Source organism: Haematobacter massiliensis (assembly GCF_000740795.1).
GTDB classification, from domain to species: Bacteria; Pseudomonadota; Alphaproteobacteria; order Rhodobacterales; family Rhodobacteraceae; genus Haematobacter; species Haematobacter massiliensis.
Genome location: NZ_JGYG01000001.1, coordinates 305,970 through 332,197, shown reverse-complemented (window position 1 = coordinate 332,197; position 26,228 = coordinate 305,970). Strand labels below are relative to the sequence as shown.

25 protein-coding genes and 1 pseudogene are annotated in these 26,228 nt (G+C 64.5%); 14 read left to right on the top strand and 12 right to left on the bottom strand.

Features of this window, described 5'->3' with window-relative positions:
- Nucleotides 1–50: 50 nt before the first annotated feature.
- Both CN97_RS01615 and CN97_RS01610 read left to right on the top strand, forming a co-directional pair.
- Complete coding sequence (locus tag CN97_RS01615) at nucleotides 51–572, top strand: F0F1 ATP synthase subunit B' (RefSeq protein WP_035706077.1); 522 nt, start codon at nucleotides 51–53, stop codon at nucleotides 570–572.
- Between the two features lie 5 nt (nucleotides 573–577).
- Nucleotides 578–1,141 carry a F0F1 ATP synthase subunit B family protein gene (locus CN97_RS01610; protein WP_035706074.1) on the top strand — a complete coding sequence of 188 codons (564 nt, stop codon included), beginning with the start codon at nucleotides 578–580 and terminating at the stop codon, nucleotides 1,139–1,141.
- An 81-nt stretch (nucleotides 1,142–1,222) separates the two neighbouring features.
- On the opposite strand, the gene CN97_RS01605 is transcribed toward CN97_RS01610, so the two are convergent.
- Together CN97_RS01605 and CN97_RS01600 are read right to left on the bottom strand one after the other, a co-directional pair.
- Nucleotides 1,223–1,837 carry an OmpA family protein gene (locus tag CN97_RS01605; protein WP_407059726.1) on the bottom strand — a complete coding sequence of 205 codons (615 nt, stop codon included), beginning with the start codon at nucleotides 1,835–1,837 and terminating at the stop codon, nucleotides 1,223–1,225.
- A 145-nt stretch (nucleotides 1,838–1,982) separates the two neighbouring features.
- A complete protein-coding gene (locus CN97_RS01600) occupies nucleotides 1,983–2,825 on the bottom strand; it encodes a methylated-DNA--[protein]-cysteine S-methyltransferase (RefSeq protein ID WP_035706068.1) in 843 nt (280 codons plus the stop codon).
- A 111-nt stretch (nucleotides 2,826–2,936) separates the two neighbouring features.
- Between CN97_RS01600 and nth the strand changes: the two genes are divergently transcribed.
- The 3 genes from nth (at nucleotide 2,937) to CN97_RS01585 (ending at nucleotide 5,340) form a co-directional block, all read left to right on the top strand.
- Nucleotides 2,937–3,614, top strand: a complete 678-nt coding sequence (gene nth / locus CN97_RS01595; protein WP_035706065.1) for an endonuclease III — start codon at nucleotides 2,937–2,939, stop codon at nucleotides 3,612–3,614.
- Nucleotides 3,615–3,656: 42 nt separating this feature from the next.
- On the top strand, nucleotides 3,657–4,283 hold the full coding sequence (locus CN97_RS01590; protein WP_035706062.1) for a glutathione S-transferase family protein: 627 nt from the start codon (nucleotides 3,657–3,659) through the stop codon (nucleotides 4,281–4,283).
- 67 nt (nucleotides 4,284–4,350) lie between these two features.
- A complete protein-coding gene (locus tag CN97_RS01585; RefSeq protein ID WP_035706059.1) occupies nucleotides 4,351–5,340 on the top strand; it encodes an adenosine kinase in 990 nt (329 codons plus the stop codon).
- A 65-nt stretch (nucleotides 5,341–5,405) separates the two neighbouring features.
- Here CN97_RS01585 and CN97_RS01580 read toward each other — a convergent pair whose 3' ends face one another.
- The 3 genes from CN97_RS01580 to CN97_RS01570 are packed head-to-tail and all read right to left on the bottom strand — an operon-like array spanning nucleotide 5,406 to nucleotide 7,683.
- Nucleotides 5,406–6,065 (bottom strand): uracil-DNA glycosylase, encoded by a 660-nt coding sequence (locus tag CN97_RS01580; RefSeq protein WP_035706056.1) that lies wholly within the window; start codon nucleotides 6,063–6,065, stop codon nucleotides 5,406–5,408.
- Nucleotides 6,062–7,078 carry an anthranilate phosphoribosyltransferase gene (gene trpD / locus CN97_RS01575; RefSeq protein WP_035706055.1) on the bottom strand — a complete coding sequence of 339 codons (1,017 nt, stop codon included), beginning with the start codon at nucleotides 7,076–7,078 and terminating at the stop codon, nucleotides 6,062–6,064. The genes CN97_RS01580 and trpD overlap by 4 nt, the downstream gene beginning before the upstream one ends.
- Complete coding sequence (locus CN97_RS01570) at nucleotides 7,075–7,683, bottom strand: anthranilate synthase component II (RefSeq protein WP_035706044.1); 609 nt, start codon at nucleotides 7,681–7,683, stop codon at nucleotides 7,075–7,077. The genes trpD and CN97_RS01570 overlap by 4 nt, the downstream gene beginning before the upstream one ends.
- A 631-nt stretch (nucleotides 7,684–8,314) precedes the next feature.
- Between CN97_RS01570 and CN97_RS20505 the strand changes: the two genes are divergently transcribed.
- On the top strand, nucleotides 8,315–8,818 hold the full coding sequence (locus tag CN97_RS20505) for a hypothetical protein (protein ID WP_131389489.1): 504 nt from the start codon (nucleotides 8,315–8,317) through the stop codon (nucleotides 8,816–8,818).
- Here CN97_RS20505 and guaD read toward each other — a convergent pair.
- Nucleotides 8,815–10,099, bottom strand: a pseudogene (guaD, locus tag CN97_RS01560) (guanine deaminase). The gene CN97_RS20505 and the pseudogene guaD overlap by 4 nt on opposite strands.
- Nucleotides 10,100–10,307: 208 nt before the next feature.
- On the opposite strand from guaD, the gene mgtE reads away from it, so the two are divergent.
- The 5 genes from mgtE to CN97_RS01535 all read left to right on the top strand — a co-directional run bounded on the left by mgtE (nucleotide 10,308) and on the right by CN97_RS01535 (nucleotide 14,662).
- Nucleotides 10,308–11,684, top strand: a complete 1,377-nt coding sequence (gene mgtE / locus CN97_RS01555) for a magnesium transporter (protein WP_035706037.1) — start codon at nucleotides 10,308–10,310, stop codon at nucleotides 11,682–11,684.
- Between the two features lie 20 nt (nucleotides 11,685–11,704).
- On the top strand, nucleotides 11,705–12,235 hold the full coding sequence (locus tag CN97_RS01550; RefSeq protein WP_254915476.1) for a 5-formyltetrahydrofolate cyclo-ligase: 531 nt from the start codon (nucleotides 11,705–11,707) through the stop codon (nucleotides 12,233–12,235).
- 264 nt (nucleotides 12,236–12,499) lie between these two features.
- Nucleotides 12,500–13,186 (top strand): molecular chaperone DjiA, encoded by a 687-nt coding sequence (locus tag CN97_RS01545; RefSeq protein ID WP_035706031.1) that lies wholly within the window; start codon nucleotides 12,500–12,502, stop codon nucleotides 13,184–13,186.
- 8 nt (nucleotides 13,187–13,194) lie between these two features.
- Complete coding sequence (locus CN97_RS01540; RefSeq protein ID WP_035706028.1) at nucleotides 13,195–14,232, top strand: endonuclease/exonuclease/phosphatase family protein; 1,038 nt, start codon at nucleotides 13,195–13,197, stop codon at nucleotides 14,230–14,232.
- Between the two features lie 67 nt (nucleotides 14,233–14,299).
- Complete coding sequence (locus CN97_RS01535) at nucleotides 14,300–14,662, top strand: hypothetical protein (RefSeq protein WP_051910887.1); 363 nt, start codon at nucleotides 14,300–14,302, stop codon at nucleotides 14,660–14,662.
- On the opposite strand, the gene CN97_RS01530 is transcribed toward CN97_RS01535, so the two are convergent.
- The 4 genes from CN97_RS01530 to CN97_RS01515 form a co-directional block, all read right to left on the bottom strand.
- Nucleotides 14,663–16,234 (bottom strand): Ppx/GppA family phosphatase, encoded by a 1,572-nt coding sequence (locus CN97_RS01530; protein ID WP_035706024.1) that lies wholly within the window; start codon nucleotides 16,232–16,234, stop codon nucleotides 14,663–14,665. It abuts the gene before it with no gap.
- Nucleotides 16,235–16,317: 83 nt separating this feature from the next.
- A complete protein-coding gene (locus CN97_RS01525) occupies nucleotides 16,318–18,495 on the bottom strand; it encodes an RNA degradosome polyphosphate kinase (protein ID WP_035706021.1) in 2,178 nt (725 codons plus the stop codon).
- Between the two features lie 116 nt (nucleotides 18,496–18,611).
- Nucleotides 18,612–19,316 (bottom strand): HdaA/DnaA family protein, encoded by a 705-nt coding sequence (locus CN97_RS01520; RefSeq protein WP_242685167.1) that lies wholly within the window; start codon nucleotides 19,314–19,316, stop codon nucleotides 18,612–18,614.
- Between the two features lie 7 nt (nucleotides 19,317–19,323).
- On the bottom strand, nucleotides 19,324–20,400 hold the full coding sequence (locus tag CN97_RS01515) for an AI-2E family transporter (RefSeq protein ID WP_035706018.1): 1,077 nt from the start codon (nucleotides 20,398–20,400) through the stop codon (nucleotides 19,324–19,326).
- Nucleotides 20,401–20,565: 165 nt separating this feature from the next.
- Between CN97_RS01515 and proS the strand changes: the two genes are divergently transcribed.
- The 3 genes from proS to CN97_RS01500 all read left to right on the top strand — a co-directional run bounded on the left by proS (nucleotide 20,566) and on the right by CN97_RS01500 (nucleotide 24,737).
- Nucleotides 20,566–21,906, top strand: a complete 1,341-nt coding sequence (proS, locus tag CN97_RS01510; RefSeq protein ID WP_035706015.1) for a proline--tRNA ligase — start codon at nucleotides 20,566–20,568, stop codon at nucleotides 21,904–21,906.
- 883 nt (nucleotides 21,907–22,789) lie between these two features.
- Nucleotides 22,790–24,070, top strand: a complete 1,281-nt coding sequence (locus tag CN97_RS01505; protein ID WP_035706012.1) for a lipoprotein-releasing ABC transporter permease subunit — start codon at nucleotides 22,790–22,792, stop codon at nucleotides 24,068–24,070.
- Entirely contained in the window at nucleotides 24,063–24,737 is a 675-nt protein-coding gene (locus CN97_RS01500) for an ABC transporter ATP-binding protein (RefSeq protein WP_035706009.1), read from the top strand. Before CN97_RS01505 ends, CN97_RS01500 begins: the two co-directional genes overlap by 8 nt.
- On the opposite strand, the gene CN97_RS01495 is transcribed toward CN97_RS01500, so the two are convergent.
- Together CN97_RS01495 and CN97_RS01490 are read right to left on the bottom strand one after the other, a co-directional pair.
- Nucleotides 24,738–25,292 (bottom strand): HdeD family acid-resistance protein, encoded by a 555-nt coding sequence (locus CN97_RS01495; protein WP_035706007.1) that lies wholly within the window; start codon nucleotides 25,290–25,292, stop codon nucleotides 24,738–24,740.
- A 92-nt stretch (nucleotides 25,293–25,384) separates the two neighbouring features.
- Entirely contained in the window at nucleotides 25,385–26,095 is a 711-nt protein-coding gene (locus CN97_RS01490) for a VPLPA-CTERM sorting domain-containing protein (RefSeq protein ID WP_035706004.1), read from the bottom strand.
- Nucleotides 26,096–26,228 lie beyond the last annotated feature (133 nt).

Genomic DNA, 26,228 nt, shown 5'->3' with positions numbered 1-26,228 from the left:
AGTAGGGCGGTGCTTGGCGCCGCCCGCTTCAGGCTTTCGGGGGACGCGACATGGATTACGCACAGGAGGAGACAGTCGCCGCGGCGGGTATGCCGCAGCTCGACTTCTCGGTCTGGCCAAACCAGATCTTCTGGCTCCTTATCGCGCTTGGCGCGATCTACTTCATCCTGACGCGCATCGCGCTGCCCCGGATCTCCGGTGTGCTGTCCGAGCGTAATGGAACAATTGCCAACGACATCGCCCAAGCGGAAGAGCTCAGGCTGAAGGCGAAAGCGGCGGAGGAGGCCTACACCCAGGCGCTCGCCGACGCACGGTCGGAATCTAGTCGTATCGCCGAGGCAGCCCGCGCGGAGATCCAAAAGGATCTTGATGCGGCGATTGCCCATGCAGATGCGGAAATCGCGGCCCGGACTGCGGAATCCGAAGCCCGGATCGCGGAAATCCATGCCGGTGCTGCGGAGAGTGTTCGTGAGGTCGCGCATGAGGCCGCGCGTGCCATCGTGGGGGCTCTGGGTGGCCGCGCCGCCGACGATGCGCTGGCGCAGGCAGTCGATCAGCGAGTGAAAGGGTGAGGTCCATGCGGAGCATAATGGCCACCACCGTGGCGCTGACGGTCGCGACCCCGGCACTCGCCGCGTCGGCGGACGGGTTCTTCACCTTCCAGAACACGAACTTCACGGTGACGCTGGGGGCCTTGGTCTTTGTCGCCATCCTGCTGTGGTTCGGCGTGCCAGGCAAGATCATGGGTCTGCTCGACAAACGTGCGAGCACGATCAAGACCGAACTGGCAGAAGCGAAGGCGCTTCGTGAGGAGGCGCAGAAGATCCTCGCCTCCTATGAGCGGCGCCAGCGCGAGGTGCAGGATCAGGCACAGCAGATCGTCGCGAACGCAAAGAAGGAAGCCGAGGCTGCTGCTGCGCAGGCCAAGGTCGATCTCGAACGCGCTGTGGCTCGACGCTTGCAGACCGCCGAAGGGCAAATCGGCGTGGCCGAAGCCGAAGCCGTACGCAAGGTACGGGATGAGGCGGTGGCCATTGCGGTTGCGGCCGCGGGCGAAGTCATTGCCAAGCAGATGACCAGGGACGAGGGGAACGATATGATCGACCGCTCCCTTGGTGAGGTGGAAAAGCGCCTGCACTGAAGGCGTCTCTCCAGAAGGAAAAAGCCCGGCGGTAATGCCGGGCTTTTTCCATTTCAGCATAGGATGAGCGAGGGCTCCCGCTTATCCGTTCGGGCGGATGGTGATTTCCACCCGACGGTTCTGAGCGCGGCCCTCGACCGCTGCGTTGCTGGCGATGGGCTGGGTCGAAGCGCGTCCGACCGTGCTGATGCGATAGGCGGGAACCCCATTTGCTGTCAGCACATTGGCAACCGATTGGGCGCGACGCTGCGACAGATCCTGGTTATGCGTGGCGGTCCCGGTGGAATCGGTGTGCCCGGTCACGATGATGGTGCTGTTGGGATACTGGAGAAGGTTGTTGGCGACGGCCGAAATATCGCGCTGGGTCTGGATGCTTACCGTCGCGCTGTCGGTGGCAAAGGTAATTGCTTCAGGCAGAGTCACCACGAGTTCGTTGCCGGTATTGACGATGCCGATGTTGGGGTTGTTGACGTCGCGCCGCAGGTCGGCAGCCTGAGCGTCCAGCGTGGAGCCGAGTGCCCCGCCGATGCCCGCGCCAATTGCGCCGCCGACGGCGGAGGTGACCCATTTGTTATGTGACTTGCTGGTAGAGCCGATAGCCGCGCCACCAAGCGCGCCGAGAATCGCGCCGGTCTGCGCCCCGGAGTTGCTTCCATCGCCTGTCGCGCAACCCGAGAGCGCGAAGGCCCCGAGCATCGCGGTGATGAGATAGGTTTTTGCGTGCATGTCGCGCCTCGCCCTGTGCTTTTTCTCTGCCCGAGATAACGGGCACGGGCGCTATAGCACCGCCGCTCCCGACGCGGCAACTCAGGCGAGAGGTTTCACGAAAATGCGAACGCTTTCAGGCGATTGATGCATCAATGCGCGCGGATTCCCACGCCAGCATGGCGCGTTTGACCGGAAGCCCCCAGTGATAGCCTGTCAGCTGCCCGGTGGAGGAGATCGCCCGGTGGCAGGGGATGATCCAACTGATCGGGTTGCGCCCCACAGCGGCGCCTACGGCGCGGTTGGCTTTGGGAGAGCCGATGGCACGCGCGATCTCTCCATAGGTCGTCACGTGACCGGTGGGGATCTGCATCAGCGCCTCCCACACCTTGATCTGAAAGGGTGCACCGATCAGATGGAGCCGCGTTTCTCCGGTGCCGCCGAAGACCGGCGAGAGCAGGGCGGCCACGCTGTCATCCGCCTGAAAGTGCGCCTTGGGCCAACGCGATGTCATGTCGGCCATCGCCGCCCCGCGCCCGGTTTCCTCCACAAAGGCCAGACCGCAAAGCCCACGTTCCGTGGCCATGACGAGCGTTTCGCCAAAGGGGCTGTCCGTGAAAGCGTGGCGGATCGTCAACCCCGCGCCGCCTCTGGCGTAATCGCCGGGCGACATGGCCTCCCAGCTCATGAACAGGTCGTGCAGGCGGGACGGCCCCGAAAGACCGCTGGCGAGAGCGGTATCCAGCACCGTGAACCGCTCCGCCAGCAGCCGGCGCGCATGACCGAGGGCCAGATACTGCTGGTAACGCTTGGGCGACACCCCGACCCAACGGGAGAAGGTGCGCTGAAAATGCGCAGGCGACAGCCCCAGCTGCGCGGCCAGCGTCTCAAGCGGCAGCTCTCCTTCACGGTCGATGATCTCCAGCGCCCGGGCGATGAGCGCATAGTGGTAGCTTGCGGGCGAGACATCGTTTGACATGGCGTTTCTCCTTGTCCGAAACATAGGCCGGCCTCCGCATTTTCGCGACCCGAATCCTGCGGAATGAGGAGGGGGCTTGTCGTGCCGCCCGCAGGGAAGTAGGCGAGGACCATGGTCAGACAGCTCGACTACAGTGACATGAAGGAGGTCTTCCGCCGGTTTGAGGAACGGGAGCCTGAGCCTGTGGGAGAGTTGAACTACACCAACGCCTTCACGTTGCTGGTGGCGGTAGCGCTTTCAGCGCAGGCGACGGATGTCGGCGTCAACAAGGCCACGAAGGGCCTGTTCGAAGTCGCCGATACACCCGCGAAGATGCTGGCTCTGGGCGAGGAGGGCATCATCTCTCACATCCGCACCATCGGGCTTTACCGTAACAAGGCCAGGAACGTGCTGAAACTCTCCGCTTTGCTGCAGGAGCGTTTCGGGGGAGAGGTGCCGTCGTCCCGCGCCGCACTGGAGACATTGCCGGGTGTAGGACGGAAGACGGCAAACGTGGTGTTGAATACCTGGTTCGGCTTTCCGGCGCAGGCGGTGGACACGCATATCTTCCGCGTCGGCAACCGGAGTGGCATTGCCGTCGGCCGCAATGTGGAGGTGGTGGAGCGGGCGATCGAGGACAACGTTCCGGTCGAGTTCCAGCGTCATGCCCACCACTGGCTGATCCTGCACGGTCGCTATACCTGCAAGGCGCGTGCGCCCCTTTGTCCTGTCTGCCTGATCCGGGACATCTGCCTTTATGACGAAAAGACGGTTGCGGGTGGCAAGACCTCGGCTCGGATTGATCCTTGAGGTGAAAGCGCTACGTGCCGCCTTGTTCGCAAGGAGGATCGTATGACTACTCTCTATTTCCGCAATGGCACCTGTGCGCTTGGCCCCCATATCGCGCTGGAATGGATGGGGGCATCCTATGAGGCGGTTGTGGCCCCGGCCGGCTCGGCGGAACTGCTGGCGATGAATGCCTCCGGTGCGGTGCCCGTGCTCAAGGAGGATGACGGCTGGGTGCTGACGCAGGCGGGCGCGATCCTGCGCTACCTGCTGATCAAGCATCCCGATTCGGGTCTGGGCGGAGAGGACGGCGCGCGCGGTCAGGCAGAACTTGAAAGATGGATTTGTTTCCTTACGGGCGATCTTCATCCTGCCTTCTTTCCCGTCTTCATGCCCGACCGCTACACTACCGATCAGAGCGATGACGCGAAGGCGAAGGTTGTCGAAGCGGGCATCGGGCTGGTGCGGAAGAATCTCCGGCTGCTGGACGCGCAGCTTGAGGGAAAGGAATGGATTCTCGGGCCCAGGTCGGTCGCGGATGCCTATGCCTTTCCGATGATCCGCTGGGCTCGGGCCAAGCTGCCGGACGGGCTTGCGGCCTATACCAATGTCTTGGCGCTTTATGACCGGTTGGCCGCAGACCCCGCCGTGCAGCGTACCCTCAAGTTTCAGGCGGAGGCGAAAGCCCCCTGACAGCGCTTTTGGGCTTCCGTTCCGCCGGCGAAAATCGGAGGGTCCGGCCAGTTCCACGGAGGCCCGAATGAAGAAGTACCAGGTCGTCGGTATCGGTAATGCCATGGTTGATGTGCTTGCCCGCACCGACGATGCCTTTCTTGAGCGAAACGGTGTTCAGAAGGGCATCATGCAGCTCATCGACATGGATCGTGCGGTGGAGCTCTACGGCCATATCGGCCCCGCGCGGGAGATATCGGGCGGATCGGCGGCCAATACGGTCGCGGGAATTGCCGGGCTGGGCGGGCGTACGGCCTATGTCGGCAAGGTTCGGGACGACCAGCTTGGCGCGATCTTTGCCCACGACCTGCGGGCGCAGGGGGCCGATTATGACACGCCGCTCGCCCCGGCCCATTCCGCAGAGCAGACAGGGCGCTGCATCGTCCTGGTCACGCCGGATGGCGAGCGGTCGATGAACACATACCTTGGCATGTCGGAGTTTCTGACCCCTGGGGATATCGACGAAAGTCAGATGGCCGATGCGGACTGGATCTATCTGGAAGGCTACCGTTTCGACGGGCCGGAGAGCATGGAAGCCTTTGCCAAGGCGATCCGGGCGACGAAGGGCGCGGGGGGGCGCGTCTCGCTCACCCTGTCGGATCCGTTCTGCGTGGACCGTCACCGCGATGCCTTCCGGCAGATGATCCGGGAAGACCTGGACCTGCTGTTTGCCAACCGGGCAGAGATCATCTCCATGTATGGCGGCACGTTCGAGCAGGCGATGGCGGCCGCGGCGGCGGAGCTGGAGATTGCCGTGGTGACGGATTCGGAGAACGGGGCGCATGTGATGCAGGGCGGGCGGCACTGGCATGTCCCCGCAGTCGAGACAGGGATCGTGGATGCGACCGGTGCCGGCGATCTGTTTGCCGGCGCCTTTCTCTGGGGCCTGTCGGAGGGCTATGAGCCGGAGACCTGCGGCCGGATGGGCTGTCTGGCGGCGGCAGAGGTCATCTCCCATATCGGGGCGCGCCCGGAGCAGGATCTGCGTGCCCTGTTTGCAAGGAACGGGCTGATCTGAGCGGAGCACGGGCGGGGGAGCACGCCCTGTCCGGTGGGGAGCGCCCCCCGGCCCCCCCCGATCCGTCAGCGGCACCAGTCGATCGGCGTTTCGCCCCTTGCTGTCAGCCAGTCATTCGTCCGGCTGAAAGGGCGCGAGCCGAAGAAGCCGCGGTAGGAGGAGAGCGGCGACGGGTGGGGTGAGGCGATGACGTGATGGCGGGAAAGGTCAACCGTCCTCGCCGCCAGCTTCTGCGCAGGCCCGCCCCAGAGGATGAACACGAGGGGCCGGAGCGCCGCCGCGCGCGCCAGCACCTCAGCGACGAGCGGTGCCCAGCCCAGCCGCGCATGGCCGTTCGCCTCTCCCACCGGAACGGTCAGTGCGGTGTTGAGAAGCAGTACGCCCTGCGCAGCCCAGCGACCGAGATCACCATCGGGCGGTGTGCAGCCGATATCCTCGGCCATCTCGCGGTAGATATTGCGCAGCGAGGCGGGCAGCCGCGTGCCGGGCGGAACCGAAAAGGCCAGTCCATCGGCATTTCCCGCAGTCGGGTAGGGATCTTGACCAAGGATCACCACACGCGCTTTCTCCGGCGGGCAGAGATCGAGCGCCCGGAACACCGCATCGGGTCCGGGCTGGAGCTTGCGCGTATCGGCGACAAGCCGGGCGCGAACCTCGGGCCAGTCCCGACCGAAGAACGGCAGATCGGCCCAGGCGGCGGGCGGCGCCGCGATCTGAAACGTCATGCGGCCTGTGTCAGCGCGGCAAGGCGGCGCACCTTTTCGCGGGCGGCGCCGCTGTCGATGCTCTCTCGCGCAAGGCTGACACCATCCTGCAACGTCGCGACGCGGTCCGCGACGATGAGGGCGGCAGCGGCGTTCAACAGGACGGCGTCGCGATAGGCACCTTCCGCCCCATCCAGAAGCGCCCGGAGCGCGGTGGCGTTCTCCGCCGGGGTTCCGCCGAGGATCTGCTCGAAAGGATGAACGGGAAGACCCGCGTCTTCGGGGTGAATCTCCCGCTCCGTCACCTTGCCGTCCTTCAGTTCGGCGAGTTGCGTGGGACCGGCGATGGAGATCTCGTCCGTCCCGTCGCCACCGTGGACGATCCACGCCCGGTCCGATCCCAGCGCTGCCAGCGTCTCAGCCACGGGGCGGTTGAGATGCGCGGCATAGGTGCCGGTGAGCTGACGGCGCACCCCGGCAGGATTGGTGATCGGTCCCAGGATGTTGAAGATCGTGCGCGTGCCCAGTTCCGTCCGCGTGGCCATTACGTGCCGCATTGCGGGGTGATGGATGGCGGCCATCATGAAGCCGATACCGATCTCCGCGAGCGCCCGCTCGACGACGGGGGGGCCAACCATCACGTTGATGCCCAGTTCCCCCAACGCATCGGCGGAGCCGGATTTGGACGAAAGATTGCGGTTCCCGTGTTTGGCCACGACCACCCCTGCTCCTGCCACGACAAAGGCGGCGGCGGTGGAGATGTTGAGCGTGCCCTTGCCATCGCCGCCTGTGCCAACAATGTCTATCGCGCCTTCCGGGGCGCGGACGGCATTGCAGCGGGCGCGCATTGCGCTGGCGGCCGCCGCATATTCCTCCACCGTCTCGCCACGTGTACGCAAGGCCATGAGCAGGCCGCCCATCTGCGACGGCGTGGCCTCGCCCTCAAAGAAGGCGGCGAAGGCGGTTTCTGCCTCCGTTCGGGTGAGCGGACGTTCTGCGGCAAGGCCGATCAGCGGGCGGACGCGATCGCTCATGCCGCCTCACCCGTGGAAAGCGGGCGGGTCGCGATCCCAGCGCCTTCCAGGAAGGTCGCCAGCATCCGGTGACCATGCTGGGAGGCGATGCTCTCCGGGTGGAACTGGACGCCTTCGATCGGCAGGTCGCGGTGCTTCAGACCCATGATGGTCCCATCGGCCAGCCAGGCCGTGACTTCGAGACTGTCGGGCAATGTTTCCCGCTCCACGATCAGCGAGTGGTAGCGGGTGGCCTCAAAGGGTGTGGGAAGGCCGGCAAAGACACCGGCACCCGCATGTTCGATCCGGCCCATCTTGCCGTGCACGATCTCTCCCGCCCGCACGATACGCCCCCCGAATGCCTGACCGATAGTCTGATGGCCAAGGCACACGCCAAAGAGCGGCGTACGCGTTTCTGCCGCCGCCGCCGTCAGGGCAAGACAGATACCCGCCTGTGCCGGATCGCAGGGGCCGGGGGAAAGCAGGATGGCAGCGGGGTTCATCGCCATGGCCTCCTGCACATTCAGGGCATCGTTGCGCCGCACGACAACATCCGCGCCGAGTTCGCCCAGATAGTGCACGAGGTTATAGGTGAAGCTGTCGTAGTTGTCGATCAGCAGGAGCAATGGCGCGGCCCTCCGTCGTATGTCTGGCGCTTGTTCGCGGCCGGTCCACCGGCCCGTCGCCCGAGTGCCTTTGGGGGTGAACCCGCGCCGGACGGCGGCTATAGATGTTCAGGTCGCAGCGTCCGGGTCAAGGCCTCCGGGGGCTGCCCGGAACTGTTTTGCAAGGAGCGGACGATTGGCGAACGGGTTGTTGAAGGGAGCGCTATCGGGGATGGCGGTCGGTGTGATCGTTGCCGCGGGCCTTTCGGTGCTTTCCGTTCCACGTCGGGATGCCGCCCCTGCGGTGCCGCTTCCAAGCGCAAGTTCCGATACCGCCGGGGCGGAAGAAACCCCGCCGCCTCCGCCGGAGACACCGGCGCCGCAAACATCCGTCGAACAGCCCGCATCCGAAGAGACTGCGCCCGTAGAGAATGCTCAGGAGGCCGCTCCACCCCCGGCACTCTCAGAGCCCGCTTCCGATCCGCCGCCCGCGCCGGAGCCGCCGGCCTTTGAGCCTCCGCCGCCGCCCGAGACCGAGCCCCCCGCGGAAATTCAGCCAGCGCCGTCAGTTCCTGCGTCCAGCAGTGACGCACCCATGCAGGACACGGCTGTTCCCCTCGCTCCGCCGCCGCCCGCGGAGGAAGCTTCTACCGTGGAGCCCGTCCCAGCCGACTCGCAGCCTGCCAAGGCGCCGGCGGCTGAGGGCCCGCGGCTCGCGATCCTGCTGCTCGATGATCCGCAAGTGCCCGACCTGGCCGAACGCATCGGTGCGGTGCCGTTTCCGGTGAGCATTGCTCTTGATCCCGGCAACACCGAAGACGCTGCCCGCTTCGCCGCTGCGGGTGTGGAAGTGGTGGCGGTTGAGAAGGAAGGGGAGCAGACGCAGCTGGCCGGGGCTGCGGCACGGCTGCGTCTTGAGGGGGAGGGCGGTCACGTCTTGCGTCAGGATGGCGGTGCGTTGAGCCTTCCGCTTGTTGCATCCGCAGGCGAGGAGCCCGTATCCAGACCGCTGGATCGCGCGCTTTACCGCGCGGCGCAGTCCGGTGCTGCGGCAGTGGTGCTGCGCCAGCCGACCAAGGAAAGTCTTCTGGTGCTCGGCGAGTGGCTCTCTCGTACGGAGGTGGTGGTCGTCCCGCTTTCGACGCTGGAGAACTAGCCGATCGGGTTCCCAGCGACATAGACGGCCCGGATGGCGCGATCGTCCCCCATCATCACGGTGGCGAAGATCTGCTCCCAGACATTCTCCGCTCGGGCGGAGCGTTGTGCAATTGCGGGTGTGGACGAAAGATCGACCGCGATCAGGTCCGCCTCCATCCCCGGACGGATCGTCCCGATTCTGTCGCCCAGATGCAGTGCCTCCGCGGAGCCTGCGGTGGCAAGCCACCAGAGCGCTGCCGGATGGATGGGCGCGTGGCGGAGCTGACCGACTTCATAGGCCGCAGCCATGGTCCGCAGCATGGAGAAGGACGAACCACCCCCCCGTATCCGTCGCCAGACCGACGAGCTGCCCCTCTGCCTTCAGACCCGCCATGTCGAACAGGCCCGATCCGATGAATGTGTTGGATGTGGGGCAGTGCACAAGGCTCGCGCCGACCTCCAGCAGGCGTGAGCGCTCCCGCGGGGTAAGGTGGATCGCATGACCGTAGATGGCGCGCTCCCCCAGCAAACCTTGGGTTTCATAGGTGTCGAGATAGTCGCGCGACTGCGGATACAGCGCCTTCACCCACTCGATCTCATCGGTCTGCTCGGACAGATGCGTCTGCATCAGGCAGTCCGGATGCTCCTTCCAGAGCTGCCCGACCATGTGCAACTGCTCCGGGGTAGAGGTGGGAGAGAAGCGCGGTGTGATGACATAGGAAAGCCGTCCGCGCCCATGCCACTTCTCCAGCAGGCGCTTCGAATCGTCGTAAGCGGATTGCGGGGTATCCTTCAGTCCGTCGGGCGCGTTCCTGTCCATGCAGACCTTGCCGGTGAGGGCGCGGAGGCCGCGTCCCTCCGCCGCCTCGAAGAAGGCGTCCACGCTTTCTGGATGGATCGTGGCATAACTGCAGGCGGTGGTAGTCCCGTTGGAGAGCGCAAGGTCGAAATACCGCTCCGCGATCTGGCGGGCATAGGCCGGATCGGAGAACCGCATTTCCTCCGGAAAGGTATAGCTGTTCAACCAGTCGATGAGCCGTTTGCCCCAGCTCGCTATGATCGCGGTCTGAGGGTAGTGAACATGCGCATCGACGAATCCGGGAGAGATCAGGGCATCGCCATGGTCGATGATCTGCGCCTGCGGGGCCTCCCGTGAGAGACGTTCGCGCGGACCTACGGCGGCGATGCGGCCGTTTTCCACCAGAACAGCCCCTCGGCTGTCGATGCGAACGGCTTGTGGCCCGTCGCGGAACGGATCCCCGTCAAAGGTCATCACTTGTCCCGCGATCAGCGTCTGCATGTTCATCTCCCTGCGTCGGTCGGTCGCCACCCTATGACGCCGTCCGCGCGGGGTAAATGCGCCGCGGAGTCGTTTGAAACCTTGCTGGTGAGGTCGCGCGTTTCCTCCGCTCCCGGTAGCGTGTTTGATTTCCCGCGCCGTCGCCCCTATGCCGCAGCGGCGGTTGCCGCTAAGGTCCGCCGCGAGTCCAGCCCGTTACGGAGTCGCCATGACCGAGCCCGAAAGCCCCCGGCGCGAGGAAGATGCCCATGCGCTGGATCCAGATCGCGTAGAGGCCATTGTCGAGGCGGTGGAGGCGGAGGATGCGCCTCTGCTTGACGCGCTCATGGAGCCTCTCCACGCCGCCGACATCGCCGACCTTCTCGAGCAGATCGGACCGGCTGAGCGGCAGGCGCTTATCCGGCTCTGGCCGGGCGGGATCGACGGAGACATTCTGTCGGAACTGGGCGAGGGTGTCCGCGAAGAGGTCATCGAGGCCCTGCCGCAGGACGTGCTGGCCAATGCCGTCCGGGAACTCGATTCCGACGATGTCGTCGACATCATCGAGGATCTGGAGGAGCCGCAGCAGCGCCAGGTTCTCGATGCGCTGGACGATGCGGACAGGGTGGCGGTGGAGCAGGCGCTCTCCTATCCCGAGTATACGGCGGGTCGTCTCATGCAGCGGGAGGTGGTCACCGCCCCGGAGGACTGGACGGTGGGGCACGCCATCGATTTCCTGCGAAACGAGGAATGGCTGCCGGACCAGTTCTATCACGTCGTGCTGATCGACCCGCGCCACCGGCCTACCGGCTATGTGGCCTTGGGCAAGATGCTCGCCTCCCGGCGGGACAAGCAGCTCTCCGAAATCACGGAGGACAGCTACCGGACCATCCCCGCCACCCAGAGCCAGGAGGATGTGGCCTACGCCTTCAACCAGTACCACCTCATCTCTGCACCGGTGGTGGATGCGGACGGGCGGCTGGTTGGCGTCATCACCATCGACGATGCGATGAGCGTGCTTGAGGACGAGGCAGAGGAGGACATCCTGCGTCTGGGCGGGGTGGGTGACGAAAGCCTGTCGGACGGCGTGCTGGACACCGTGCGCCTTCGGTTTCCCTGGCTTTTCGTCAATCTCATCGCGACCAATCTGTCAGCGCTGGTCATCGGGCATTTCGAGGGCGCCATTGCTCAGATCGTAGCGCTGGCCGCAATCATGCCGATCATCGCCTCCATGGGCGGGAACACCGGGACGCAGACGTTGACCATCGCCGTCCGTTCGCTCGCCACGAAAGACCTTACCTCCTCCAACGCCTGGCGGGTCGTGCGACGGGAACTGTTGGTCGGCATGACGAACGGGATCATCTTCGCCACGCTGATGGCTTCCGTGGGTTGGTTGGGATATGGCTCGGCGCTGCTCGGCGGGGTGATTGCGGCGGCCATGGTCATCAACCTGATTGTAGCCGCCATTGCGGGTACTCTGATCCCGCTGACGCTGAACCGGCTGGGGCTGGATCCGGCACTGGCCTCGGGCACCTTCGTGACGATGACGACGGATGCGGTGGGTTTCTTCTCCTTTCTGGCGCTCGCCTCGGCGGTGCTGCTGTGAGTGGGGAGGATATTGCGCGCGTGAAGTCCGCGGCGCGGCAACTGGCGCGGCAGCGCCGGGACGCCGTGGACCGGGTTCTGGGTAGACCCGCGGCGGAGCGGCTCAGGGCGGAGATCGGCCCGCCTGATGGCCATCCCATTGCCGCCTATCTGCCCATCGGCAGCGAGATCGACCCTCTTCCCGCGCTGACCGGTTGGCCTGTATGCCTGCCGGTCGTGGAGGGAAGGGGTCAGCCGCTGCGCTTCCGGCGCTGGGAGGAGGGCGTGCCGCTTGCCGCCGGTCCCTTCGGCACAAGGCATCCAGAACGCGGAGAGTGGGTGCAGCCGAGGTATCTGGTCGTTCCGCTGCTCGCCTTTGACCGCAGCTGCATGCGGCTGGGATATGGCGGGGGGTTCTATGACCGGACGCTCGCCATGCTCCGCGGCTTCCATCCCGTGCGTGCTTTCGGCTTCGCCTACGCCGCGCAGCAGGTGCCGGTCGTGCCCGTAGAAGCTACGGATGCGCCACTCGATGCGGTCGTGACCGAGCGGGAGACGATCTGGAGACGGTGACAATACTCTCAGGCGCATGCCGGTGCCGCCGAGGCCAACCATTCGCGAGCGAAATCGAACGCGCAGGCGCGGGGCGCACGTCAAAGCCCCACCGTTCCTCACCGCCTTGGCTGGCAGAGTGCCAATCCCAGTTTCTGCAGGGAGCGCGCCGCCGCGGAGGAGGTGTCGCGCACTGCGGCCAAGGGGGGCTTCGCTGGCCAGAAGCATGTGCTGTGCGCTTAAAAACGGTGTGCGCTCCGGCGCGCCAGACGCTATGATCGGCGCATGTCGATCTGGAGCCGCATAAGGGATGCGCTGGCCGCGCTTGCGCAGGGGGAGAGTCTCTCCGCCGTGTTCGAGCGCCTGCGTGCGCCGCCCGAACGCTCCGTCGCCTTCACCATCGCCGTGATCGCGCTGGGAGCCAAGATGGCCAAGGCCGATGGCGAGGTCAAGCGGAGCGAGGTCGCCGCCTTTCGCGAGGTGTTCCACATCCCGGAGGAGGAGGAGCCGAACGCTGCCCGCGTCTATAACCTCGCCCGGCAGGATGTGGCGGGTTATGAAGCCTATGCCCGGAAGATCGCCGGAATGTTCCGTGCGGAGAGCGATCCAGTGCTCATCGACCTGATGGACGGGCTGTTCCGCATTGCGGTGGCCGACGGTGGTTTTCACGAGATGGAAGAGGCGTTTCTGAAGGATGTGGCGGAGATCTTCGGTCTCTCCGACCGGTGCTACCGTTCGCTTCGCGCGCGCCATGTGTCCGACACCGAGCCTGACCCTTACGAGGTGCTCGGTGTTTCCCCCGATGCGCCGATGACCGAGGTCCGTGATGCCTGGCGCAGCGCCGTCCGTGACTCGCATCCCGACAGGATGCAGGCGAGGGGCGTACCGCCGGAGGCCGTGAGGCTGGCGGAGCGGCGTCTTGTCGCGATCAACCGCGCCTGGGAGACCATCGGGCGCGAGCGCGCGGCCTGACCCGGCCCATGCGGATCGCCACCTATAATGTCGAGTGGTTCAACTCCCTGTTCGACGATACGGGCAGGCTGCTTGAGGATGATGGCTGGTCCGGGCGCCACGGGGTGCGGCGGGCGGTACAGATCACTGCTCTGGGGACGGTCTTTCGCGCAGTAGACGCAGATGCGGTCATGGTCATCGAGGCGCCCGACGAGTCCCGCCATCGTGCCACGCATGTCGCATTGGAGAGCTTTGCCGCCCGTTTCGGTTTGCGGACCAATACCGCGCTGCTGGGATTCAGGAATGACACGCAGCAGGAGATCGCGCTGCTTTATGATCCCGCACGGCTGACGGCGCGGCACGATCCGATGGGAACCTTCACCGGGCGGCGGGGGAGCCATCCTGTGCCGCGTTTCGATGGGACTTATCGAATCGACCTCGACATCGACGGAACGGAGGATGTCGTCACCTTCAGCAAACCTCCACTGGAGGTCGCGGCAGTATCGGCGTCCGGGCGAGCCTTCCGCATGATCGGCGTGCATATCAAGTCCAAAGCCCCGCATGGTGCGGTGGACGAGAATGAGGTGATGCGCCTGTCGATCCAGAACCGGCGCAAGCAACTCGCGCAGGCCATCTGGCTTCGGGAGCGCGTGCTCGCACAACTTGCGCGCGGCGACTCGCTCATGGTCATGGGGGATTTCAACGACGGTCCGGGGCTCGACGAATACGAGAAACTCTTCGGGCGCTCCGCGGTCGAGATCGTCATGGGATGGAACGCGCCGAAACCCGAACGGCTCTACGACGCCAATGCCCGGCGCGCGCTTGCTCAGCGGATCGCCGCGCAGCCTGCCACCGCGCGCTTCTGGGTGCCGGACGAGGGGACCGGTCACTACCTCTCGGCATTGCTGGACTACATCATGGTGTCGCCGGATCTCCGCGCCCTGCAACCACGCTGGCGGATCTGGCATCCCTTCGATGACCCCGCCTGTTATGGCGATCCGGTGCTGCGGGAGGCGTTGCTCACCGCGTCCGATCATTTTCCAGTATCAATCGACCTGCCCCTTTGACGCCCCGTGGCGGGTTGAGCGAATGCTGGTCTATGCTAGATGAGTAATGCGGAAAGGAAGCCTGGTCATGATACGTCCACACCATCGCGCTCAGTTTCTGGCGGCCTCACTGGCGCTGATGGCGGGCGGCGCCTTCGCTCAGACGAACCCGCCCGAGCCGCCGTCAAGCCTTCCCGACCCGGGCAACGATGTGGAGCGCGGCTTCGACATGTTCCGCGAGGGAGCGGATGCGATGCTGAGGGGTATTTTCGGCGAAGTGGGGCCAGCGCTTCGGGCGCTCGCCGACCGGATCGGCGACCTCAGAAACTATGAGCCGCCCGAAGTGCAGGAAAATGGTGACATCCTCATCCGGCGCAAGCCCGACGCCCCGCCCTATGTTCCGCCCCCTGCTGACCCCGAGACGCCTGCCGCGCCGGGAGTGGAACTTTAATCAACCCTCAGGCTGCGAGGCGGCCGCCTGCCGCGCCACACGAACGGAAGTCTCCACCTGAAGCCCTGCGCCGAGCGCCTTGAACCGGGCGGCCGCGACCTCGCCGTACAGGCCCTCCATCTCCGGCTGAAGAATGAGTTCGAGCTTCTTCTTCTTCGGGTAATACTTCAGTTTGCCACCCATTTCCGGCGACTCGACAAAGAACATCGCGCCGAAGCGCATGGCGCGTCCGAGCACTTCCGCATCCTGTATTTGCTTGTCGTTCAACAGTTGCAAGAGTGGCTCAAGTCGGCTGCCGGAGCGGGAATTCTTGTAGCGATGCAGCAACGCCAGCCCCAGGAACACACGACCGGGATGGTCCAGCCCGCCAAGGTTGGCGCGGGTCGCGTTGTCGAAGCAGACCTCCGCCCGGTAGTCAGGATGAGCGCGCCATGTCGTGTCATGCAGCAGGCAGGCAGCCTTGACGAGGCGAAGGCGAGCGGGAGGAGCGCTCTTGTAGAGAGGTGACAGGAAGTCGAACAGCTTCTTGCCGAAGCCGGGCATGCGCGCGCTGGAGGCTTCGGTAAATCGCGCGGCTTCGATCAGCGGATCGCGACGCCGCAGCTTCTCCGGCATCTGCTCATAGAGCAGCCCCTCCCGGATGCCGTAGGAGGACACATCGATCTCCCGCGGACGGAAGGTGGTCACGAGTTGCTCCAGCACATCGGCGGCCAGCGGCACCAATGCCATCCGGTCGGTGGATATCCCCGTTTGCAGACGTAGCCAGTTGAGATCGGAGCGGCGAATCCAGCCGACCGTATCGATGACGGATTGCCGGCTCATGCGGTATTCGTGCAGGACCGTCAGCGGGTAGGCCCTGCGCTCCATGTCAAGTCGGGCGATGGCGCGCCATGACCCGCCGACGAGGTAGATGCGCTCATGCTTGGCGCCGATCAGTTCCTTCGCTTCGCTCAGGATGCGGCGGATATGCTTGCGCAGGGCAACGGCCCCTCCTTCCACCAGCTGAAGGCGGAACGGTCCGAGCGGCAGGGAAACGCGCTTGCCGATCGCTCCCTTGCTGACCAGCGCGAGTTCCATCGAGTTGCCGCCGATATCGCAGACAATGCCCTCGGCGTCCGGCCAACCTAGCAGAACGCCCTGCGCCGAAAGCCGCGCCTCCTCCGACCCGTCGATGACATGAAGGCGAAGCCCGGTCTTCTCCAGCACTTCGGCAGAGAACTCCGGCCCATCTTCCGCCTCGCGCACGGCGGCGGTCGCTACGACAGAGAGCCGCACGATATCCATGCCCTTGGCGATAAGTGCGAATCGCTCCAGCGCGGACAATGCACGGGCACGGCCCTTGGGGTTGAGCCGACCCGTCACCACGAGGCCTTCACCCAGCCCGGCCATGATTTTTTCGTTGTAGAAATAGGCCGGAGACCGGGCCGCCCCATCGAATACCACCATCCGCACGGAGTTGGACCCGACGTCGATGACGCCCACGCGGGACAATGCCCGGACGGAGGGATCCTCAAAGAGTGGAGGCCCGAACGGGCCCCAGCCCTCGGCAGGGGTGGTGGATGTGGCGTCCATCTTCTGCGGCTCCTCTAGGCTTAGCCCCCGAATAGCCTTTCCGGTTGCTGATGGTCAATCGGCTGGAGCCGGGGAGCCCTTCGTCAATCAACAGAGAGCGCGAGTACCGGCGCATCCGCCGCCCCCGCCGTGCCGCGCCCGGAGAGCGAGGGATTCTCCATGAAGAACCGATGGCAGTTGAAAGCCTCTGTCCCGAGCGGCGGAAGATAGCGCTGATAGTGACCGTCGGGGGCCAATACCCAGCTTTGCTCCACATCGGCGAGGTTTGCCGCCATGATCTGGCTGAGGATCTGTGTCCGTACCGTGTTGTTGACGATCTCCACCAGCGTTTCCACGCGCCGGTTGAGGTTTCGCCCCATCCAGTCGGCGGAGGAGATGAACACTCGCGCCCGCTGCGAGGGCAGACCGTAGCCATTGCCGAAACAGACGATGCGGCTGTGCTCAAGGAACCGGCCGACGATAGACTTGACCCGGATGGTTTCCGACAGCCCCTTCACCCCGGGGCGAAGGCCGCAGATGCCCCGGATGACCAGTGTGATCCTGACCCCCGCCTGGCTGGCGGCATAGAGCGCGTCGATCACTTCCGGGTCGATGAGGGAGTTCATCTTGGCCCAGATCTCGGCACGGCGACCGGCGCGGGCGAACTCGGCTTCCCGGGCGATCATCGCCAGAAGGTTGGGCTTCAGCGTCAGCGGAGAGATCGAGAGGTTTTCCAGTACCTCCGGCTGGGCATAGCCCGAGAGATAGTTGAACACTTTTGTCGCGTCTCGCCCGAGTGCCGGATTGCAGGTGAACAGGCTGAGGTCGGTATAGATCCGGGCTGTGATCGGATGGTAGTTGCCCGTGCCAAAATGGGTATAGGTCACGAGGTGGTCCCCCTCGCGCCGGACCACGGTGGAGATCTTGGCGTGTGTCTTGTAATTTATGAAGCCGTAGACGACATGCGCGCCTGAACGTTCCAGACGCCGCGACTGACGGATGTTCGCGGCCTCGTCAAACCGGGCCTTCAACTCAACCAGAGCCGTCACCGATTTGCCGGATTCCGCCGCCTCGCAGAGCGCCCCGACGATAGGGCTTTCGCGGGATGTGCGGTAGAGTGTCTGCTTGATCGCCAGCACATTCGGATCCCGCGCCGCCTGCTCGAGGAAGCGGATCACCATGTCGAAGGTTTCATAGGGGTGGTGGAGGAGCATGTCCTTCTGCCGGATGGCGGCGAAGATGTCCCCGTCATGATCCTGCACCCGCTCGGGCACACGGGGTGTGAAGGGCGGCCAGAGCAAATCGCGCCGGTTATCGAGAATCAGCTCTTTCAGATCGGCGATGCCGACAATGCCGCGGCCCTCTGCCACCTCATCCGCGGTGACGCCCAGTTCCTCCATGATGAGGCTTTGCAGCTCCGGGGGCGCACCGGCGGAAATCTGCATGTGGATGACCTCGCCCCGGCGGCGACGCTTCAGGGCGACCTCGAACTCCCGCACCAGGTCTTCGGCTTCGTCCTCCACCTCGATATCGCTGTCGCGGAGCACACGGAACGAGCAGGCCCCTGCCGCCTTGTAGCCAGGGAAGATGGAATGGAGGTGCAGCATCAGCACCTCTTCCAGAGCTAGGAACCGCGCCTCGCCGTCCCTGCCGGGCAGCCGGACGAACCGCGAAATCTGCTGCGGGATCGGCAGAAGCGCGTGAAGAATCCGGTTGTCGGTCTCCCGGTGCAATTCGAGCGCGAGGCAGTAGCCCATATTGGGGATGAAGGGGAAAGGATGCGCCGGATCGATCGCCAGCGGCGAAAGCACGGGGAAAACCTGCGACAGGAAGTATTCGTCCAGAAACTTCTCATCCCGCCGTATCAGCTTGGAGGGGGTGAGCAGGGTGATCCGCTCCTTCTCCATCTCGCGGCGGAGCTTGTTCCATGTCGTCTGCTGCGTCTGCATGAGCCGCCGCGCATCGGCATGGATAAGGACGAGTTGCTCCGCGGGCGTGCGTCCGTCATCGGAAAGGCTCGTTTTGCCCGCCTTTGCCAGTTCCATGAGTCCTGCGACGCGGACGGTGTAGAACTCATCCAGGTTTGCGGCGGAAATAGTCAGGAAACGCAGCCGCTCCAGGAGCGGCACACGCGGATTCTTTGCCTCTTCCAGCACACGCCAGTTGAAGTCGAGCCAGGAGAGTTCCCGGTTGAAAAACCGGGACGGCCCCCCGGCTTCGCCCGTGGGGAGGCTGACAGGTACGGAAAAGCCGCCGTTGAGGAAATCGGATGGAGATGTCATGCCGCGCTTATCATTCACACATGTAACCCGCAGATGACAGCCGCCCACGTCTCTGCTTCGAATTGCAGTATCTCCTCTTCCTTCCGTCGCTGTCCAGAGCGACTTGGGGTACAGGATCAGCGGTCGACGGGCGTGAGGCTGGCGAGAACCCCTTGGGCGAGTGGGCGGGTGACGGCGCGGCCTTCCGCCAGAGCCGCGCGATCCAGCGCAGCCACGAGCCTGCGTGCAAAGGCCATCGAACGATCCATCCGCGTGACGAGCCAGTCCACGACCTGCGGTTGAACGGCAATCTGGCGGTCGGCGAACTGCTTGGTCAGCACGGCAGTCAAAAGCTCGTCATCGGGGCGGGAAAGACGGGCGACGGGCAGGGTGGCAAGGCGGCTGGCCAGATCGGGAAGGAGAAGGGGCCACCGCGCGGGTTCCTCTGATGCAGTGAGCAGAAGCCGCCCACCGTCTTCGCCCAGCACGTTGTAGAGGTGGAGGAGCGCCGTCTCCCCCGCCAGCTGGCCGGCTACCTCCCCCGCATCCTCAATGACGATTCGCCCCCAGGCCGCGAGCGCGAAGGGCGAGGTCTCCGCAAGGTCCGCCGCATGCAGGACCACAGCCCCCGCTTCGGCCGCCCAGATTGAGGCCAGATGCGTCTTGCCCGCCCCGGGCGGCGCGATGATTGCGAGTTTGCCTTCGGGCCAGTCTCGCCAGTCGTCGACCATCGCGACAGCCGTCGCGTTGGCAGGGGAGACAAAGAAATCCTGCCGGCCCATCGCCTCCGGCAAGGGGAGGTTGAGCGGCAGTTGCCTGCTGGGAGGGTCTGCCTCCATCATCCCCGGGTCAGAGATCGTCGAGATCGAGGGGGCGTGGCGCCCCGCGATATAGCCGGCTGTCCTTGTAGCGCTCCACCAGGAACCGGCAGATGACCCCGATGGCTGCGGAGACCGGCACCGCGACCAGCATCCCTACAAAACCGAACAGCGCCCCGAAGGCGGAAAGCGCAAAAAGCAGCCAGACCGGATGGAGCCCGACGGATTCACCCACCAGCTTCGGAGTGAGATAGTTTCCCTCGACCATCTGGCCGACGACGAAGATGCCGACCACGACGAAGATCCAGAAGGGATCGTTCCAGTACTGAAAGAGTGCGACCCCGATGGAGGTCACGCCGCCCATAAAAGTGCCGAGATAGGGGATGAAGGCGATCATTCCGGCAAACACGCCGATGAACAACCCGTATTGCAAGCCAACGCCCATCAGCGCGAGGCCATACCAGGCCCCGAGGATGATGCAGACGGTGAGCTGCCCCCGGATGAAACCGGCAAGCGCAAGGTTGATCTCCCCCGCGAGGCGATAGATCGTGGGCGCATGTTCGCGCGGCAGAAGGCTGCGGACGCGGGCGACCATCCTGTCCCAGTCCAGCAGCATGTAGAACGCCACCACCGGGACAACGACGATGAAGATCGCCGCGTTGATGACGCCGAACAGCGATTGCAGCACGGTATCGGCAAAGACACTCACCCGGTCCTGAACGGCGGCGGCCACGGTGTTGAGCGTCTGGCGCATGGTGCTTTGCTCGTCCAGAAGCTGGGGATAGTGCAAGTCGATGTAGCGTTGAATGGCGTCCACATAGCTTGGGGCCGCCTCAATCAGACTTGCGCCCTGCTGGATCACCATAGGCAGCACGAGCAGCAGGAGCATGGTGAATACCATCAAGGCCGCAAGCGAGATGATCACCGTCGCCATCAGTCGCGAAAGACCGATCCTCTCCAGCCGGTCTGCCAGCGGGTCAAGGAAGTAGGCGATCGCACCGCCTATGACAAAGGGCAGGATTACATCGCCCAGCACCCAGAGCAGCAACAGAAAGACCAGCGCCGCGATGCCCCAGTACTTTACCTGTTCCTTGACGGTCAGTTCCATGCTGCTCTTCCCATGCATTCGATAGCCGGCCCAAACGCGGCTCATCGCCTGACCGTTTCATCTATGCAAGCCGCCTTCGCATCATCCGTGCCGCGGCTTGCCTGTCACATTGGGATGGCTTAGCAGGGGCGGCAATGTCTTTCTTCTGATCCCGGAGTGCGCGCGATGAGAATGTCCCGCTATTTCCTGCCCGTCCTGCGGGAAAACCCGGCTGACGCCCAGATCGTCAGCCATCGCTACATGCTGCGTGCGGGGATGATCCGGCAGCAGGCGGCCGGCATCTATTCGTGGCTGCCCCTTGGCTTCAAGGTGCTCTCGCGCATAGAGCAGATCGTGCATGAGGAGCAGCAGCGCGCCGGCCACATCCCCCTGCTGATGCCCACGCTTCAGCCCGCCGATCTCTGGCGCGAATCCGGCCGCTACGACGCCTATGGGGAGGAGATGCTGCGCATCACCGACCGCCACAAGCGCGAGATGCTCTACGGCCCGACGAACGAGGAGATGATCACCGATATCTTCCGCTCGGCCGTTGGCAGCTACAAGGATCTGCCGCTGACGCTCTACCATATCCAGTGGAAGTTCCGCGACGAGATCCGCCCGCGCTTCGGCGTGATGCGGGGGCGCGAGTTCCTGATGAAGGATGGCTACAACTTCGACCTGGATTATGAGGGCGCCATCGCTTCCTACAACCGCCATGTGGTGAGCTATCTGCGCACCTATGAGCGGATGGGCCTGACCGCGATCCCGATGCGGGCCGATTCCGGCCCCATCGGGGGTGACGATACCCACGAATTCCTCGTGCTGGCGGAAACCGGCGAGTCGGAGGTGTTCTACGATGAGGCGATCACCAAGCTGAAGCTCGGCGACCGCAAGGTGGACTACTACGATCCCGCCGAAACAGCCGCCATCGTCAAGGAATGGACGACCCCCTACGCCCGGACCGACGAGACCCACGACCCCGCCGTATTCGATGCAGAAGTGCCCGAAGAGCGCCGCCGCGTCTCCCGCGGGATCGAGGTGGGGCAGGTGTTCTACTTCGGCACCAAATATTCGGAGCCGATGAAGGCGCTCGTCGTCAACGACAAGGGAGAGCGGGTGCCCGTCCACATGGGCTCCCACGGGATCGGCGTGTCGCGGCTGGTGGGCGCGATCATCGAGGCCAGCCATGACGAGAAGGGCATCATCTGGCCGGAAGGCGTCACGCCCTTCCACGTGGTGATCGTCAACGTCAAGCAGGGCGACACCTCCACCGACAGTGCATGCGAGGCGCTCTATTCCGCGTTGAAGGCCAAGGGGCTCGACCCGCTCTACGACGACCGGGAGGACCGCGCTGGGGCGAAGTTCGCCACCGCCGATCTGATCGGCATTCCGTGGCGGATCACCGTAGGGCCGCGCGGCGTCGCCTCCAATCTCGTCGAGCTGACGAGCCGGCGGACGGGTGAAAGCGTCGAGATGAAGCCCGAAGCCGCCGTCTCTCGCATTGCGGAAATCTACGCCGGGGTGTGACCGCCCCGTGCATAGCTTTCCCCCTGCGGGCGCGTCCGGCCTAGTCCTCAACCCTGGATCGCTCGCGTAACCTGCGGCAGGGCGCGAGCAGATGCGGTCGGGAGGCGCGCCCATCGTATCCAGCGCTTTGCCACAGAAAGCAGCGCATCGAGGCGGCCTTGCGATGTCGAAGTGCTCCACCTCGACCGGCCCATCACCGCGCAGCGTCGCCACTTCCGCCTGCCGGTGTGGCGAAACTCGGGCGGAGAAGTTCCTCAGCGCGGGCCGCGTTTGCGCTGCCTTCCCGCTGCTGGCAAAACCGTGATCTCCGCGAGGGACAGACCGGTTGAGGCAGGGGGTGGCTGTTGAAGCCCGATACCGATGCGCGCGAGCAGGCAGTGAGAGCTGTCCGTATCCCGCGCCGCCACCATTCTGGCAAGCTGGCGCCGGCAGTTCATCCCGGCCCCCTGACGGCGCGGATCGGCACCTGCCAAGCGGTGAACCCCCTCGCGGGGGATTGAACCGTGCTGTCAGTGCGCGGTGCGACGGATGACGCGTGAATACCCCGCGCGCCGGACAGGACCATGGTGAGTTAGGGATAGCGGTGCGCGAGATCGTGAATACCCCGCGCGCGGGACAGGACGCCACCTCAGCCTGGAAAGCGAACGGCTCAGCCAGCTATACCCCGCGCGGGACAAGACCTTCACGATGCCAGGCCGTAAACGCATCTCTGCAGGCCATTGAGGAGGCTCTCCTTCTCCTTCAGCGGCTCGGTGCGGATGAATGTCACCGCCGGCCCGGTCCTATGCTGCGGTCATTCCATCACCCTTGCGGCATGGTTGCACTTCTCCCCGTGACCCCGCTGCTCCCGGCTGCTAAGCGGGCGGCAGCACAGGAGTTTCCCTTGGCCCAGACCCGCCCCTTTGCCGCCTTCGAATGGATGATCGCCTGGCGCTACCTTCGTGCACGGCGCGAGGAGGGGGGCGTCAGCGTGATGACCTGGATCAGCCTGATCGGCATCACCCTTGCCGTCTTTGCGCTGATCGCGACGCTCGCCGTGCGCTCGGGCTTCCGGGAGGAGTTCGTGAACACGATCCTTGGGGCCAATGCCCATGTGACGGTGTTTGCAGACCGGATCGACGACGCAGGCCGCATCGACAGGACCATCCCCGACTATCTTCCGCTGGCCGAACGGATCGGCGCCGTTCCGGGCGTGGTCCATGCCTCCCCCCAGATCCGGGGGCAGGTCATGGCCAATGCCAATGGGCGCAATGCCGGGGTCGAAGTGCTGGGCGTCAGCCACGACGACCTGAAGGCCATCCCCGGCATTCAGCCCGGGCCCCGCAGCGCGGGCGATATCGACGCCTTCGATCAGGGTATCGCCATCGGGGCGGGGGTGGCGCGCTCTCTCGGCGTGGGGGTCGGAGACAGGGTGCGCCTCATCTCGCCGGACGGGGTGCAGACACCTTTCGGAACCTCGCCGCGGGTGAATGCCTACGAGGTGGTCTATATCTTCTCCGCCGGGCGCTATGACATTGACGAAACTCGCGTCTACATGCCGCTCGCCGAGGCGCAGGGGTACTTCAACCGCGAGACGCTGGTGGATGAGATCGCCGTGACGGTCGAGCGCCCCGAGGAGGTGGAGCGCCTGCTCCCCGCATTGCTGGAGGCAGCTGGCCCTTCCACCAGCTTCTGGACATGGCGCGACAGCGCGGGGAGCTTCCTGCGCGCACTTGAGGTGGAGGATAACGTGATGTTCGTCATCCTCTCCATTCTCGTCCTGATAGCCGCAATGAACATCGTCTCCGGTCTCATCATGCTGGTGAAGAACAAGGGGCGGGACATCGGCATCCTGCGCACGATGGGGCTGACGGAGGGCTCTATCCTGCGGGTGTTCTTCATCTGCGGCGCCTCCGTCGGGTTGGTCGGCACATTGGCGGGGGTGATCCTCGGCTGCCTGTTCGCAATCTATATCGACCCGATCTTCTCCTTCGTGAACTACGTCATGGGGGGCGGGGTCTGGGATCCGTCGATCCGCGGCATCTACGCGCTTCCCGCGAGGCTGGAAGCGAAGGACGTGCTTTCCGCCGTGGTCCTGTCGCTCGTCCTGTCGTTCGTTGTCACCCTGTTTCCGGCACGCCGCGCCGCGCGGATGAACCCGGTGGAGGCGTTGCGGTATGAGTGAAGTCCTGCGGCTCGATGGTATCCGGCGCACTTATGGCGGTGATACCGCCGCACCGGTGGAGGTCCTCCGGGGCGTCAGTCTGACACTGATGGCGGGGGAGGCGGTGGCGCTGGTCGCGCCCTCCGGCGCAGGCAAGTCAACGCTTCTTCATATCGCGGGCTTGCTCGACACGCCCGATCAGGGACGCGTCTTCATGGGCGGGCGCGAGATGACCGGGCTTTCGGACCGGGCGCAGACCGATGCCCGGCGTTCGGAAGTCGGCTTCGTCTATCAGTTCCACCACCTGCTGCCGGAGTTTTCTGCACTGGAGAATGTCGTCCTGCCACAACTGGCCGATGGATGCCCCCGGCGCGAAGCGGTTGACCGGGCGGAGGGTCTGCTGGATCGTGTTGGCGTCAGACCCCGCGCTGCGCACCGGCCTGCTGCGCTTTCCGGCGGAGAGCAGCAGCGTGTGGCCTTCTGCCGTGCGCTGGCGAATCGACCGAGGCTGCTGCTTGCCGATGAGCCGACGGGGAACCTCGACCCTGAAACGTCCTCGCTGGTTTTTGACACGCTGATCGGGCTGGTGCGGGAGACGGGGCTGGCCACGCTGATCGCGACTCATAACCTCGACCTGGCGGCCCGCATGGACAGGGTGGTTCGCTTGGAGGCAGGCCGGCTCGTCTGATCAGGCGGCCTTCTTCAGGCTGAGGGCGAGCGCGGTGTAGGTCACGCCCTGCGTCAGCAGGTCAACGACGAGAAAGATACCCAGCACCCATATGCTGTTTCCCGGCCAGCCGGCCACGATGACCACACCGGCGAGCGCGGTAATCAGACCGCCGATGACAACCCATCCCCATCCCTCGGTCGTGCGCTCCTGCAGGCCGATGACAAGACGGACCAGCCCTACGACGATGAGGAGCAGGCCAACCGTTATGGTGATCGCTGCGGTCGCGACTGCCGGATTGACGAAGACGAAAATCCCCGCAACCGCATAGAGCAGCCCTGCGAGAACGCCCAGGATCGTGCTTCCCCAAGTGCGCACGCTGAAGGCATGAAAGATCGCCAGCACCCCGCCCGCGATCATCATGATCCCCACCCAGAACACGGATGCGACGGTCGCGATCAGCAGGTTCGCCGCCGCGATCAGCCCGAAGGCCAGAAGGAGAAGACCGAGCGCGAGAAACCATCCCCACTTCTGGCGGAGTTCGGCGCGAATAGCGTTGTCGGACGTCACGGACATGGGCAAACCTGACAGGGAAGCGTTCAGGATCAGCTAGCGCAACATGAACATGGTCAAAGACCCGACAGACGCCATGACGGGTCAAAAAAATCTCATTTCCGACGACGGCCCGCCAGGGCCAGCCCACCGATGGCCGCAAGAAGCAACGGCGCGGCGGCCGGCACGGGTACGGGCGCGACAGTGGCTCCGAAGTATATCCGGTCCAGCGTCAGGTCTACGGCCGGACGCGTGCCGATCAGGGTGAGTGAAATTGCGTTGATCTGCGTGAGATCCGCACTTCCGCTGAAGTCGGAGAAGCGGAAGAACACTTCCTCCGGATCGCTGAGTTCCTCGACCAGAAGCGTGTTGTAGGTCGAGACGCGGCCCTGCGTGTCGGTGAGGGAGAATGCCATCGCGATATCTGCATCCGCAAAGATCACACCGAAGAACACCGCGTCGTTGGTACCGCCATCCGTCACGTCCAAGCCGCGCAGGCCGGTGGAATTCTGGCCGTCCCACTTGATCGTTCCGGTCCCACTGGTGCGGGAGGCGTTGTTGAAGTCGAGATACCCGCCGCCGGTTTCAAGCGACGTGCCGTTCAGGCGGTTCGTACTGTTCGACACCGACATGTCGCGATATCCACCGACTGCGACAGCACTGGGCGCCCGGATTTCGGAGCGGGAGAAATCCCCGGTTCCCGCCCGTGCGACGACATATTGCGGTGAGATGAACTGATCAATGATAATGGAGGCAGCATGGGATGCGTCGGCGGTGGTGACGACGGCTGCAGCAAGGATCGCGGCGAGCGCATGTTTTCTTGACATGGAATGTAGATCCTTCTGGCTTTGACTTGCTGTGAATGGATTGCGGGGAGGCAGGGTTATGCAGGGATAGTAACTCAAAATTGAGTATTATCCAATCAATACACGTCTAGATAGAAATTTTCAGCGTGGAAAA